Raw genomic sequence first — 13,800 nt, 5'->3', positions numbered from 1 at the left:
CGTCAGCGGGCGGCGGCCAGGGTCTTCGTGATCCGCTGCAGCGAGACCGTCTCGGCGGTGCCGAGCTCCTGGGCGAACAGGCTCAGGCGGAACTCCTCGAGCATCCACCGTGCGTGCACGAGCTCGGGATGCGCACCGACCGACGGCGGGAACACGCCACCGGCGTCGGTGTAGCGGTCGGTGGCGACCGTGACCTCACGCATCCACGTGGCGTCACGTCCGGGGTTCTGCAGGAGCTTCTGCACGCGGGCCTCGACACCCCGCAGGTACACCCGGATCCGCCGGAGCCGGTCGAGCCCGGCGACGGCGACGAAGCCCGGGAAGACCAGGCGCTCCACCTGCTGGCGCATGTCGGTGAGCGCCGGCAGGAGCGCCATCGAGTTCGCCTGCTTCATCGCCTTGTCGGCCGCCCGCTGCGCGGTGAGCACGGCGGCGACCTCGGACACGGCGGTGAACATCGTGTCGACGACGGTGGCGGACACGGCATCGCGGACCGCCTCGAAGTCGGCCTTCGTGAAGACCAGGCCGTCGGGGTGGGTGCGTCGGATGCCCGCGTCCACGACGGCGGCCAGCACGTCGTCGAACAGCGCCGCGGTCGACGCGTACGGGCTCGCGGCCAGCGCGAGCTTCTCCTGCGCCGTGAGGTGCGACTGCACGTACGACACCGGCGAGGGCACGGCGTGCATGACGAGCCGACGGACGCCGGCGGGCATGCGCACAGCGCGGTCACCGGGCGTCGCCAGGAGGCGGACACCGACCGTCGCCTTCGGACCGTCGCCCTCCTCGACCAGCGACGGGTAGGCACGGATCACGCCACCGGCCTGCTTCGTGTCGAGGACCTGCGGCAGGTCGTCGGACGGCCAGGCGGTGAGGCCGGAGCGTTCCACCTGCGTGCCGGAGGAGGCCCCGGCGACGCGCGCCGCGCCTCCCGGCCGGGCCGCTGCCCTCGCCGTCGCGGAGGCGACGCTCTGCTGCGTCCGGTCCTTCAGCTTCGTCTGGAGGGCCGCGAGGTCCTTGCCGGACTCGACCCGACGGCCGCGCTCGTCGACGACCGCCCAGGTGGGCAGCAGGTGCGCCGGCACCCGGGACAGGTCGAAGTCGGCCTCGGTCACCGGCACGTACGTCATCCGTTGGATCGCCGCGGCGAGGGTCGCGCGGAAGGACTCCGTCGGCTCGGTCGGAGCGTCGTCGGGCAGTTCGGCGACGATCTTCTCGGCCCAGTCGGCAGCGGGGACGACGTTCTTCCGGATCTGCTTCGGCAGCGACTTGATGAGTGCGGTGACGAGTTCCTTCCGCAGGCCACGGACCTGCCAGTCGAAGCCCTCCTCGCGCATGCGGGGGAGCAGCGCGAGCGGCACCTGCACGCTGACGCCGTCGTCCTGCGCGCCCGGCTCGAAGCGGTACTTGATCGCCAGGCGCTGGTCACCGGAACGCCACTGCGTCGGGTACTCCTGCTCGTCCTGGGCGGCCTCGGCGGCGTCCTCGTCGAGCAGGTCCTGCCGCCGCATCGTGAGCAGGTCCGGCTGCTCGCGACGGGTCGTCCGCCACCACCCCTCGAAGTCGCGGGTGGTGGCGACGTCCGCAGGGATCCGTGCGTCGTAGAACTCGTACACACGCTCGTCGTCGAACAGGATGTCGCGACGGCGGGTGCGCTCCTCGAGCTGCTCGAGCTCGCGACGGAGCTTCCGGTTCGCGCGGTCGAAGGCCTGCTGCGCGTCCCACTCGCCCTCGACCAGGGCGTGGCGGATGAACAGCTCGCGCGAGTGCTCAGGGTCGACGCGCCCGTACTGCACGCGGCGACGCTGCACGATCGGGACACCGAACAGCGTCACGCGCTCGTACGCGACGACCGCACCCTGCTTCTTCTCCCAGTGCGGCTCGCCGTAGGTGCGCTTGAGCAGGTCACCGGCGAGCGGCTCGACCCACGCGGGGTCGATCCGGCCGACGGTCCGGGCGAACAGCCGACTCGTCTCGACGAGCTCGGCGGCCATCACGGCGTCGGGCTGCTTCTTCGCCAGGACGCTGCCCGGGAACACCACGAACCGGACGTTGCGCGCGCCGAGGTAGTCGCGCTTCTCCTTGTCCCGCAGCCCGATCTGGCTGAGGAGCCCGGCGAGCAGCGAACGGTGCACCGCGTCGCCGTCCTCGGAGCGCGACTGGCCCACCCGCACGTCGACCTGCTTCGCGGCGCGGGACAGCTGCCGGTACAGGTCCTGCCACTCGCGGATCCGCAAGTAGTTGAGGAACTCGGCCTTGCACAGGCGGCGGAACGCGCTCGACGACAGCTCCTCCTGCTTGTCCTCGATGTGGTTCCAGAGGTTGAGCAGGGTGAGGAAGTCGCTCGTCGGATCGGCGAACCGGGCGTGCAGCTGGTCGGCGTGGGCACGCTTCTCGAGCGGTCGTTCACGTGGGTCCTGGATGCTCAGGGCGCTGACGATCGCGATGACCTCGCGCCCGACGCCCTGGCGGCCGGCCTCGAGCACCATCCGGCCGAGCCGCGGGTCGATCGGCAACCGGGTGAGCTGTCGGCCCGACCTGGTGATCCGGCCGTCGCGGTCGACCGCGCGGAGCTCCCGCAGCAGGTCGAGGCCGTCCTTGACGCCCCGGGAGTCCGGCGGCTGCAGGAACGGGAAGCGTTCGATGTCGCCGAAGCCGAGGGAGATCATCTGCAGGATGACCGCCGCGAGGTTCGTGCGGAGGATCTCGGGGTCGGTGAACTCCGGACGGCGCGTGAAGTCGTCCTCGGAGTAGAGCCGGACCGCGATCCCCGCGCTGGTGCGACCCGCGCGTCCGGAGCGCTGGTTCGCGCTCGCCTGGCTGATCGCCTCGATCGGCAGCCGCTGCACCTTCGCCCGCGGGGAGTACCGGGAGATGCGGGCGGTGCCGGTGTCGATCACGTACTTGATGCCCGGCACCGTCAGGGAGGTCTCCGCCACGTTCGTGGCGAGGACGACGCGGCGACGGACACCCGGGGTGGTCCGGCGCTCGAACACGCGGTGCTGGTCGGCGGCGGAGAGTCGGCCGTAGAGCGGCAGGACCTCGGTGCCCGGGTAGCGCTTGCCCTCGATCGCCTCCTGCGCGTCGCGGATCTCGTTCTCGCCCGACAGGAACACGAGGACGTCGCCCGGGTCCTCGCGCGCGAGTTCGTCGAGCGCGTCGGTGATGCCCTGGAGCACGTCGCGGTCGTCCGCGCTCCCACCGCGGCCACCGCTGTCGTCGGTCCGCGGGTCGGTGTCGTCGCCCTCGTCCGCACCGGTGTCACCGTCCGCCGCGTCGTCGGCGACGAGCGGCCGGTAGCGGACCTCGACCGGGTACGTCCGGCCGGACACCTCGATGATCGGAGCGCCGCCGAAGTGCTGCGAGAACGATTCTGGGTCGATCGTCGCACTCGTGATGATGACCTTGAGGTCGGGGCGCCGGGGGAGCAGCCGCTTCAGGTACCCGAGCAGGAAGTCGATCGTCAGCGAGCGCTCGTGGGCCTCGTCGATGATGATCGTGTCGTAGCGCTCCAGGTCACGGTCGAAGTGGATCTCGTTGAGGAGGATCCCGTCGGTCATGAGCTTGATCCGGGTGTTCCCGCTCACCTTATCGGTGAACCGCACCTGGTAGCCGACCAGGTCGCCCAGCTCGCTGCCGAGTTCCTCGGACACGCGCTCGGCGATGGTGCGGGCGGCGATCCGGCGGGGCTGGGTGTGCCCGATCGACTCGCGGCCGAGCTCCAGGCAGATCTTCGGCAGCTGCGTCGTCTTGCCCGAGCCCGTGGCGCCGGCGACGATGACGACCTGGTGGTCACGGATCGCGGCGGCGATGTCGTCCCGCCGCTGCGACACCGGCAGTTCGGGCGGGTACGTGATGACGGGCGTGGCAGACATGAGCATTCCAGGATAGCGGTCCGTGCGGCGGCTGTCGTCAGCGGAGCTGCTCGGCGAGCGCGGCGTCGCTCCGGGCCGGCAACGCACAGACGTGGTCGTGGCAGACGTAGGCGGCTGGTGCTGCGCTGTCCCGCCCGGCGAACAGCGAGAACCCGGCGGCGGCCCACGCCCGTGCCTGGTCCGGGGTCACGGTCGCGACCACGGTGCCCGGCCGGCGGGCGGCGAGGCCGGTCCACCGCATCGGGTCGTCGCGGCCGGACACGACGACGACCTCACGCGAGGGACGCTGCAGGGCGAGCGCGACCCCGAGGGCGTCGGCGTGGCCGAGCGGCCGCTCGGTACCGGTGCGTGCACGGTCGGCGACGAGCCGCGTCGCGGCGTCCCGGAGTGCCCGGTCACCGGTGAGTGCGGCCAGTGTCGCCGCGGTCGCCGCCAGTGCGACGGTGCCGGACCGCAGTGCCGTCTGCGGCTGCTCACCCGTCGTCGTTCCGGCTGCCCGCAGGACCGGATCAGCCTCGAAGCGACCGGCGAGGCCGTCGTCGACGAGCGCGCGTGCCGTCTCGGCGTACCGGACCTCGCCGCTGAGCAGCGCGAGTTCGAGCAGCCCCTCGGCGAGCAGTCCGACGTCCTCGATCGTGGGAGGCGCCGCGGACGTGCCGTGGTCGGTGCTCGACCGGACCACCACGTGCCCGTCGCGCGCGTGGGCGGCCAGGACCGCGTCGGCGGCACCCTGCGCGAGGGCGGTGCACTCGTCGTCACCGCTCCGGGCCGCAGCACGCGCGAGCCCGCGGATCGCGAGGCCGTTCCACCCCGTCAGCACCTGGTCGTCGAGGGGCGGTGCGTCGAACCGCCCGCGCTCGTCGAGTGGCAGCCGGTACCAGTCGCCCTCGACGCGTCGCCCGTCGATGGTCGACTCGCTGTCCTGCGCCGCGACGAAGGCGCCGTCGGGCCGTCGCAGCGTGTCGCGCAGGAAGTCGGCGATGCCCCGTGCCTGCTCGGCCCCGGCGATCGCGAGCAGCCCCGCGTTGTCGTAGAGCATCCGTTCGTAGTGCGGCACGCTCCAGTCGCGCTTGGTCGCGTACCGGAACACGCCGCCGTCGGCGTCCGTCAGCTCGGACGTCCGGATCGCCCGGAGGCTCCGCTCGAGCAACCCGCGTGCGGCGGCGTCACCGTCGGCCGCGACGTCGGAGAGGAACTCGAGGAGCGGCGCGCTCGGGAACTTCGGTGCACCGCCGAAGCCGCCGTACGTGGTGTCCTCCGCCGAGACGAGCTGCGCGGTCACGGAGCGGATCGCGTCGACGGACGGGAGGCGCGGCGTGTCTGCGTCGGACCGCTCGCCACCCTGGGCGGTGGCGTCGGCCTGCGCCCCCTGCGCGATCGCCGCGGCGATCGCGCTCGCGTTCGCGTCCACCTCGTGCCGCCGCTCGGTCCAGGCATCGAGCACCGCCGTGAGGACCTGGCGGAACGACCCGACCTGGCCGACCGGGGTCGGCGGGTAGTAGGTCCCCGCGAAGAACACCCGCCCCTCGGGCGTCGCGAACGCGGTCAGCGGCCACCCGAGCTGCTGCGTGAAGGCGCTCGCGGAGGCCATGAGGCTGGCGTCCACGTCGGGCCGCTCTTCTCGGTCGACCTTGACGGCGACGAAGTCGCGACGGAGCAGCTCGCCGATCTCGGGGTCGGAGAAGCTCTCGCGCGCCATCACGTGACACCAGTGGCACGTGGCGTACCCGACCGAGACGAGCACCGGGACGTCGCGCTCCCGTGCCTCGGCGAACGCGTCGGGTCCCCACTCGCGCCAGTCCACCGGGTTGTCGGCGTGCAGACGGAGGTACGGGCTGACGGCGGTCCCGAGCCGGTTGTCGTTCATGCGTCCAGCCTGCCCCGCGGGCGCTGGACGGTGCTGACGATCCGGTGACCGGTGGACAGGTCGTGCTCGTCCACAGGCGCAGGCGGGGAGTCCGGGACACCGTGCCCGGGCCGGCGGTCAGCCGGGCAGCCAGCCCGTGAGCGACGCGAGCCGTCGCGCGATCTCGAGCGGGGACCTGCCGTCGGTGTCCACCCGGGCGACCGTGTCCGCGACGGCCGAGTCGAGCCTCCCGGCCGTCGCCGTGCTGTGGGCGACCTGCGCATGCGGGACCGTGCCGCCCGCCCGCCGGGCCAGACGACCTGCGGTGGTGGCGTCGGAGGCGCGGAGCAGGACCGCGGTGACGAGCGGGTCGTCGCCCATCGCGGCGGCGAGCCGCTCGTGCTCGAGCACGGACACGGTGTTCGTGAAGACGAGCCGGTGGTGCCCGAGCTCGCGGTACGCCGCCCACATCGCGCGCAGGTTCCGCTCGGCGAGCCGGACGGCGGGGTGCGCCACGTGCGGAGCCGGGTGCGCGAGGTCCAGGAGGTCACCCTCGATGACCGCGTGCGGGACGTCGGCAGCCACCAGCAGGTCGTGGAGCGCCTCGGCCGCGGTCGACTTGCCGACGCCCGAACGCCCGCCGACGAACAGGACCTCCGAGCGGGGCACCGGCTCAGCCCCTGCCGAGCGAGAGCAGCACGAGGGCGGCGTCCTCCGGGCCGTAGTCGAACATCCGCTCCCAGAACGGGTCCTCCGCCCAGGGGACGTCGCCGCCGGCCGGCACGGCGTGCGCGGTCTCGAGCAGCCAGTCCACCTCGGGCCGCACCGCCTCGGCGTACCGCGGGGGCTGCCAGCCGAGCGCCCGTGCCGCCGTCGTGTCGAGGACGAACGGCGACGGCGAGCTCCACGGGGTCGTCCCGACGAAGGCGGGGGCGTCCTCGTCGAGCAGGACCTCGTCGAAGCGGTGGTCGACGAGCCCGGCCACGGTCCGCACGATCTCCAGCACGTCGGGCGCGGTCTCGTCGGCCACGTTGAGGATCCGGCGGTCCGGAGCGTCGGCGACGAGGCGCACGAGTGACGCGATCCCACTCGCCGCCGTCGTGTGGTCGACGCCCCGTCCGTGGTCCGCGAGCAGGATCCGCTCCCGGCCGTCGAGCGCGCGACGCACCACGAACCACTCCCGGGGGCGGCCGATCCCGACGCCGTACACCTTCGAGGGGCGCAGCACGGTGACGGGAGCGCCGTGGTCGAGCAGGACCTGTTCGGCGGCGACCTTCGCGGCGCCGTAGCCCTCGCGCGAGGTCGGGTCGCCGTCGCCCGCGACGACGGTCGGCTGGAGCTCCGTGACCGCGCCGCCGAACACCGGCCGTCCGACCGAGTTCGCGTGCCGCCCTCGGTCGTCGACGTAGACCGCCTTCGAGGAAACGAACACCGTCGAGCCGACGTCGTCGAGGAACGGTCGCAGCTGCAGGGCGTCGTCGCGGGTCGCGCCCACGGTGTCGACGAGCAGGTCGGCGCCGGGGCGCAGGAGTTCGCGGAGCACGCTCGTGTCGCGGCGGTCACCGGCCACGAAGGAGGCGCCGGCTGCCGTCAGTGCATCGGCTGCGGGACCGCCGTGTCGTGCCACGACGTCGATCTGCCAGTCGTCGCCACCGCGGCCGGAGACGTCGAGGAGGTCTCGGACCACCGCCGACCCGATCCCGCCGGTACCGCCGAGGACGACCGCGCGTCTGGTGCTCATGCGCCAACGCTAGTGCCGCGGGGACGGCCCGGCCGCCCGGCCAGCCCGGCCAGCCCGGCCAGCCCGGTCAGCCCGGTCAGCCCGGTCGGCCCGGCCAGCGCGGCCAGCGCGGCCGACGTTGTGGCGTCAGGACGCGAGCAGCTCCGGCTCGAGGCGCCACCACTCGGCGAGCGAGCCGTCGTAGACCTTCACCTGGTCGTGCCCGAGCACCGTCAGGGCGAGCGCGTCGACGCAGGCCGCGCTGCCGACGCCGCAGTACGTCACGATCTCGTCGGCGTCGAGCACCGGCGCGAACACCTCGGCGAGTGCCGGGCCGCGGCGGAGGGTGTTGGTGTCGGGGTCGACCACGTCGTCCGTGGTGATCGCCGTGCTGCCGGGGACCACGCCGGGGTGGTCGGATCCCAGCGCCGACGGGGGAGCCGCCAGGACGACCGCCGCGGGCTCCTCACCGCGGACGGCACGCAGGACACGGTCGTGGTCGGCCCACACGGGACGTTCCTCGCCGGCCAGGAACGGCTCGGCGGACGGCGACGGGGTGCTGCCACGGAGCGGTCCGACGCGGACGGGTCGTCCCTCGTCCCGCCACTTGGTGAACCCACCGTCGAGCACCGCGACGTCGTCGAAGCCGAACGCGCGGAAGATCCACCAGAGCCGTGCCGCCCACTCACCGACGCTGTCGTCGTAGACCACCACGGTCGAGCCGTTGGTCACGCCCAGTCCACTCGCGGCGGACTCGAAACGCTCCGCTGTCGGGCGGGTGAAGGGCACGTCCGCGTCGGGCGTCGAGAAGTCGTCGACCAGGTCGGCGTGCCGGGCGCCCGGTACGTGCCCGTGCTGCTCGTACGCGTCGCGGGCGGCCTGCCAGTGCATCGCCGTGCCGACCCCGGTGGTGTGCACCGAGGCATCGAGGACGACGAGATCGTCGGCACCGATGTGGTCGGCGAGCCACTGCGTCGACACGAGCGGCGAGGTCAGGACGGGGGCCATGGCGCTCAGGGTAACCGGGGCCACTGATGTGCCGCAGGAGGACCGACACAGTGCGCAACGCCGCCGTCCCGACCACGGGGTGTGCCGAATCCGTGCGCACCGGAACGGCCGGGGTCGGTCGTTCCTTCGGCCAGCCCCGGGGACGCGACATCCCACGCGTCGATCGACGCGTGGGATGTCGCAGAGCGGGGGCAGAGCAGGGCAGGGCGGACCGGGGGCGGACCGGGCGCGGAGCGGAGCGGCTCGGGGAGCGGGGCGGCTAGTGCGCCGCTGCCGGGATGCTGCCCGTGGTCGCGGACGCCGCGCGCTCGAGCTTCGCGAGTCGCACCGACTGCCGGTTGATGAGCAGCCCGCCTGCGAGGGCGACGAGCACGAGCACCCCGGCCGAGATGCCGAAGGCGACGTGGTACCCGTCGATCACCGCCTGGGCCTGCTGCAGCTTCGTCGGTGCTGCCGAGAGGCCCGACAGGCTGTCCTTCACGACGTCGGCGAAGATCGTCGAGAGCAGGGCAGTGCCGATCGAGCCGCCGATCTGCTGCATCGTGTTGACCGTCGCCGAGGCCACGCCGGCGTCCGCCCGTGCGACACCGGTCGTCGCGGTGTTCATCGCGGACGAGAAGATCGTGCCCATGCCGAGACCGATGACGATCAGCGCCGGCAGGACGGTGCCCGCGTAGGTGCTGTCGACGTCGGTGCGGAGCAGCAGCAGGAGCCCGGTCGCCGCGACGAGACCGCCCGCGAAGATCAGGACCTTCGGGCCGACGCGGGGGAGCAGCCGCCCGCCGATCTGCGTCGCCGACACCATTATCGACAGCGGCATCGGCAGGAACGCCAGACCGGTCTGCAGCGAACTGAAGCCGAGGGTCTGCTCGAGGTAGTACGTCAGGAACAGGAAGATGCCGAACATGCCGATCGCCACGAGGCCGATCGCGATGAAGGCACCGCCGCGGTCGCGGTCGAGGACGACGCGCAGCGGCAGGAGCGGGTGCGCGACGCGGGTCTCGATGACCACGAACGCGGCGACGAGCAGGACGCCCGCGGCGAGCATGACGATGGTGAGCGGGGCGTCCCAACCGTTCGACTCGGCGTTCGAGAAGCCGTAGACGATGCCGACCAGGCCCGCGGTGATCGTCAGCACACCGGCCACGTCGATGCGCGGACGCTCGACCTTCGGCGGCTTCGCCATGAACACGAGCGCACCGATGACCCCGAGGACCGCGAACACGACGTTCACGTAGAGGCACCAGCGCCAGGACGCGTACTCGGTGAGCACGCCGCCGAGCAGCAGGCCGATCGCCGCACCCGAGCCGGCGATGGACCCGAAGATGCCGAACGCCCGGCCGCGTTCCTTCGGATCGCGGAAGGTCGTGGTGAGCATGCCGAGCGCCGAGGGGGCGAGCAGGGCACCGAAGACGCCCTGCAGTGCGCGGGCGGCGACGAGCAGGCCGAACGAGTCGGCGAGACCACCGAGCACCGAGGCCAGGGCGAACCCGACCAGGCCGACGATGAAGGTGGTCTTCCGGCCGAACAGGTCACCGAGGCGACCGCCGAGCAGGAGCAGGGAGCCGAACGCGAGCGAGTACGCGGTGACGATCCACTGCCGCTGGTCGGTGCCGAAGCCGAGATCGGCCTGCGCCGAGGGGAGGGCGATGTTCACGATGGTCGCGTCGAGCACGACCATGAGCTGGGCGAGGGCGATGACCGCCAGTGCGATCCAGCGGTGGTTCGGCCTGTCGGAGCCGGAGCCGGAGCCGGTCGTGGTGCCGGCAGCACGGCCGGTCGTCGTCGGTGCCGACCCGGTCGGGGTCGGCACGGTCTGTTCTGCCGTCACGGCAGCCTCCTTCGGAGAAGGGTGGAGGTGGCGGAGCACGCGCCGTCGAGCGCTTCGCGAGGAGGTGGAACCGGATGTGGTGCATCCGTTTGTGTCGAGTGTAGACCGAAACGGAGCCACCGCATCCGTTTGTTCCCAGAATCGTCAACTACCGTCGACGTCGTGAGCACCACCGACACCGCGCACGACCTCGAGCGCCCCCTGCGCGCCGACGCCGCGCGCAACCGCGAGCTGATCCTGCAGACCGCGCGCCGGTGCTTCGCCGAGCGGGGCCTGTCGGTCACGTTGAACGACATCGCGCACGAGGCCGGGGTCGGCGTCGGCACCGTCTACCGCCGGTTCGCCGACAAGGACGCCCTGATCGAGGCGTTGCTCGCCACCAAGTTCGAGGCGATGAACGCCGCCGCCGCCCGAGCCGCGCAGGAGACCGATCCGCGCGAGGCCCTCCGCGTCTACCTGACGGGCGTGTTCGAGTTCCGCGCGCGCGACCGTGCCCTGGCGGACGCCATCGTCCGCGCGGGGAAGGCGCGGCCGTCGATCGTGCACGAGCGGGACCGGCTCGAGCGCCAGGTCGCGACCATCATCGAGCGAGCGGCGGCGTCCGGGGTGGTGCGGGCCGGGTTCAGCTACGCCGACCTGCCGATGCTCACGACGATGGTCGGCGCCGTCGCGGACGCCACACGCGCCCACGACCCCGACGCCTGGCGCCGCTACGCCGAGGTCGTGCTCGAGGGCGTGCTGCCCGGCGGCACCACCGACCCCATGGTCGGTGCCCCGCTCGACCGCACCGCCATCGAGCGCGCCCTGCACGGCCAGCCCTGACGTTCGCCTGACGCGGTATGCGCCGGGCGGGAGGCTCGTGGCGGCCGGGCACCGCGCCTCCGTGCCGACAGCGGGTCGGCAGTCACCGGCGTCCCGCGCGGTCACGTCCCCAGGGCCGGACCGCTCCAGCCAGCTCGGCAGCACCGCTCCAGCCAGCTCGGCAGCACCGCTACAGCCAGCTCGGCAGCACCGCTACAGCCAGCTCGGCAACCAGTAGTGCGACCGGACGAAGTCCCACGGCATCTGCAAGCCGGTCCACATCGGGTACCAGTACGCCGACGCGAGCACGACGACACCGAGGTACACGCCGACCCAGACCAACGCCCGGGTCCGCCGCGGCCGCGGGTCGGTCCGGGACCCGGCGACGAGTCCGATCGCGGCAGCCAGGGCCATGACGAGGAACGGCTCGAACGCCACCGTGTAGAACTGGAACACCGTGCGGTCGGTGTACAGCAGCCAGGGCAGGTACCCGCCCGCGACACCGATGAGCACGAAGCCGTACTCCCACCGGCGCCGCAGCACGAAGAGCACGAGCAGCGCGACCGCCGCGATCACCGAGGCGTACCAGACGAACGGGTTCGCGATGCCGGTGATCGCCTCGCCGCAGCGGTCCGCCCAGCAGCCGTCCTGGCCGCGGTTCGTCCCGACGTAGTACATCGACGTGGGGCGCTGCATGACGAGCCACAGCAGCGGGTTCGCCTGGTACGAGTGCGGGGTGTGCAGGCCGATGTTGAAGCCGTAGATCTCCGACTGGTAGTGCCACCAGTTCTGGAACGGGTCCGGCACCCACGCGAGCAGTCCCGTCCACCGCTCGCCGCCGGAGGCGATCCAGTTCCGGTCCCACCCACCGGAGGTCCGGAACCACCCCGTCCACGACGCCAGGTAGGTCACGGCAGCGACCGGCACGGTGAGCAGGAACGTCACCGGCGCCTGCTGCAGGAAGGCGCTCGAGGACCAGAACGTCACGCCGGCCCGGCGGCGCATCACCATGTCGCTCAGCACGGAGTACAGGGCGAAGAACGCCAGGAAGTACAGGCCGGACCACTTCGTCGCGGACGCCAGACCGAGGGCGACGCCCATCGCGACGAGCCACGGCCGCCAGACCAGCACCGGCCCCCAGAGCGTGTCGCCGCCGCCGTCCGCCCGGCGTCGGACCCAGTCGTCGAGCCGCCGCTGTGTCCACCGCCGGTCGAGCAGCAGCGCACCCGCGCCGAGCACGACGAAGAAGGTCAGGATGCCGTCGAGCAGCGTCACGCGCGACAGCACGATCGCCTGGCCGTCGATCGCGAGCAGGAAGCCTGCGAGCGTCCCGATCGCGGTCGAGCGGAACAGCGAGCGGGCGATGACCGCGGTCAGGAACACGGTCGCGGTGCCGAGCACGGCGACCGTGAACCGCCACCCGAACGAGCTGTCGGCGCCGAACAGCAGCATCCCGAGGCCGATCAGGTACTTCCCGAGCGGCGGGTGCGCGATGAACTCCGCCGCCCTCGAGTACAGGTCGGTCTCGCCGTCCGCGAAGCGCTGGTCGGTCGTCGGGGCGCCGTCGTCGGAGGAGTTCGCCGGCCAGGTGCCCTCGTAGCCGAGGTGCACGATCGACCAGCCGTCCTTGACGTAGTACGTCTCGTCGAACACGAGCGAGTGCGGGTGTCCGAGTCCCACCAGACGGAGCACGGCCGCCAGCAGCGTCACCGCGATCGGACCCGTCCAGCGCCACACGGCGACCCGCCGCGACGTCGAGAGGACCCGACCCCACCAGTCGTCGAGGCGGGAGCCGGCCGGTCCGTCGACGAGGGCGGTGCGGTCGTCGGTCAGCTCGCTGGTCATCGCCTGCATCCTACGGATCGCCGCCACGGCGGACCTGGCACCAGAATGGGGAGGTGATCGTCCTCGCAGCAACGCCCATCGGCAACCTCGGCGACGCGTCTCGTCGTCTCGTCGAGACCCTCTCGAACGCGAGCGTGGTGGCCGCCGAGGACACCCGGACCGCGATCCACCTGATGCGTGCGCTCGGCATCGAGAACCGCCCGCGCCTGATCGCCCTCCACGAGCACAACGAGCGCGCGAAGGCCGCCGAGGTGGTCGAGCTCGCCCGCGACGAGGACGTGGTGGTCCTCACCGACGCGGGCATGCCCGCGATCAGCGACCCGGGCTTCCCCCTCGTGGAGGCCGCGGCGGCCGCCGGGGTGACCGTCACCGCCCTGCCCGGGCCGTCCGCGGTGCTCATGGCGCTCGCCGTGTCGGGCCTGCCGACCGACCGGTTCAGCTTCGAGGGCTTCCCGACCCGCAAGGCGGGGGAGCGCCGTCGTCTCTTCGCGTCCCTGGCCGGTGAGCAGCGGACGATGGTGTTCTTCGAGTCACCGCACCGGCTCCCCGACACGCTCGCCGACATGGCCGCGGGCTTCGGGGACGACCGCCGCGCGGTCGTGTGCCGCGAGCTCACGAAGCTGCACGAGGAGGTCCGCCGCGACTCGCTCGCCGCGCTCGCCGCCTGGGCAGCCGACGGGGTGCGTGGTGAGATCTGCGTGGTCGTCGAGGGCTCGACCGGCGCGCTCGACGTGACGAGCATCGAGGACGGTGTGCGGCTCGTGCTCGAGCGGGTCGCCGCCGGGTCGCGCATGAAGGAGGCCGCCGCGGCGGTCGCGGACGCGACCGGCCTGTCGAAGCGCGACCTGTACGAGGGCGCGCTCGCCGCGCGGTAGGG

Annotated in this window: 9 protein-coding genes; 2 read left to right on the top strand and 7 right to left on the bottom strand. The window is 72.6% G+C overall.

Features of this window, described 5'->3' with window-relative positions; genetic code table 11:
* Positions 1 to 2 precede the first annotated feature (2 nt).
* The 6 genes from hrpA to NI26_RS12625 all read right to left on the bottom strand — a co-directional run bounded on the left by hrpA (position 3) and on the right by NI26_RS12625 (position 10,277).
* On the bottom strand, positions 3 to 3,872 hold the full coding sequence (hrpA, locus tag NI26_RS12650; protein WP_066658597.1) for an ATP-dependent RNA helicase HrpA: 3,870 nt from the start codon (positions 3,870 to 3,872) through the stop codon (positions 3 to 5).
* 37 nt (positions 3,873 to 3,909) lie between these two features.
* The gene (locus NI26_RS12645) at positions 3,910 to 5,739 is read right to left on the bottom strand and encodes a thioredoxin domain-containing protein (RefSeq protein WP_066655933.1); all 1,830 of its coding nucleotides are present in this window, start codon (positions 5,737 to 5,739) and stop codon (positions 3,910 to 3,912) included.
* A 117-nt stretch (positions 5,740 to 5,856) separates the two neighbouring features.
* On the bottom strand, positions 5,857 to 6,387 hold the full coding sequence (locus NI26_RS12640; protein ID WP_066655931.1) for an ATPase: 531 nt from the start codon (positions 6,385 to 6,387) through the stop codon (positions 5,857 to 5,859).
* 4 nt (positions 6,388 to 6,391) lie between these two features.
* Positions 6,392 to 7,459, bottom strand: coding sequence for an NAD-dependent epimerase/dehydratase family protein (locus NI26_RS12635; protein ID WP_066655929.1), 1,068 nt, complete (start codon positions 7,457 to 7,459; stop codon positions 6,392 to 6,394).
* Between the two features lie 126 nt (positions 7,460 to 7,585).
* Positions 7,586 to 8,446 (bottom strand): sulfurtransferase, encoded by an 861-nt coding sequence (locus NI26_RS12630; RefSeq protein ID WP_066655927.1) that lies wholly within the window; start codon positions 8,444 to 8,446, stop codon positions 7,586 to 7,588.
* Between the two features lie 259 nt (positions 8,447 to 8,705).
* Positions 8,706 to 10,277 carry an MFS transporter gene (locus NI26_RS12625; RefSeq protein ID WP_066655925.1) on the bottom strand — a complete coding sequence of 524 codons (1,572 nt, stop codon included), beginning with the start codon at positions 10,275 to 10,277 and terminating at the stop codon, positions 8,706 to 8,708.
* A gap of 162 nt (positions 10,278 to 10,439) precedes the next feature.
* Between NI26_RS12625 and NI26_RS16635 the strand changes: the two genes are divergently transcribed.
* Positions 10,440 to 11,099: a TetR/AcrR family transcriptional regulator gene (locus tag NI26_RS16635; protein ID WP_066655923.1), complete on the top strand. Its 660-nt coding sequence runs from the start codon at positions 10,440 to 10,442 to the stop codon at positions 11,097 to 11,099.
* Between the two features lie 192 nt (positions 11,100 to 11,291).
* On the opposite strand, the gene NI26_RS12615 is transcribed toward NI26_RS16635, so the two are convergent.
* A complete protein-coding gene (locus tag NI26_RS12615; RefSeq protein WP_066658591.1) occupies positions 11,292 to 12,923 on the bottom strand; it encodes a dolichyl-phosphate-mannose--protein mannosyltransferase in 1,632 nt (543 codons plus the stop codon).
* Positions 12,924 to 12,976: 53 nt separating this feature from the next.
* Here NI26_RS12615 and rsmI point away from each other — a divergent pair, with 53 nt between their 5' ends.
* Positions 12,977 to 13,798, top strand: coding sequence for a 16S rRNA (cytidine(1402)-2'-O)-methyltransferase (rsmI, locus tag NI26_RS12610; RefSeq protein ID WP_066655921.1), 822 nt, complete (start codon positions 12,977 to 12,979; stop codon positions 13,796 to 13,798).
* Positions 13,799 to 13,800: the final 2 nt, after the last annotated feature.

This window comes from Curtobacterium sp. MR_MD2014 (assembly GCF_000772085.1).
GTDB lineage: Bacteria > Actinomycetota > Actinomycetes > Actinomycetales > Microbacteriaceae > Curtobacterium.
The sequence above is the reverse complement of the archived record's forward strand: the minus strand, read 5'-3'. Positions and strand labels throughout refer to the sequence as shown.

What these genes read in the sequence shown, in the direction of transcription:
- NI26_RS12635 (WP_066655929.1), bottom strand. Translation starts at nt 7,459, where the DNA reads ATGAGCACCAGACGCGCGGTCGTCCTCGGCGGTACCGGCGGGATCGGG.
- NI26_RS12630 (WP_066655927.1), bottom strand. Translation starts at nt 8,446, where the DNA reads ATGGCCCCCGTCCTGACCTCGCCGCTCGTGTCGACGCAGTGGCTCGCC.
- hrpA (WP_066658597.1), bottom strand. Translation starts at nt 3,872, where the DNA reads ATGTCTGCCACGCCCGTCATCACGTACCCGCCCGAACTGCCGGTGTCG.
- NI26_RS12615 (WP_066658591.1), bottom strand. Translation starts at nt 12,923, where the DNA reads ATGACCAGCGAGCTGACCGACGACCGCACCGCCCTCGTCGACGGACCG.
- NI26_RS12645 (WP_066655933.1), bottom strand. Translation starts at nt 5,739, where the DNA reads ATGAACGACAACCGGCTCGGGACCGCCGTCAGCCCGTACCTCCGTCTG.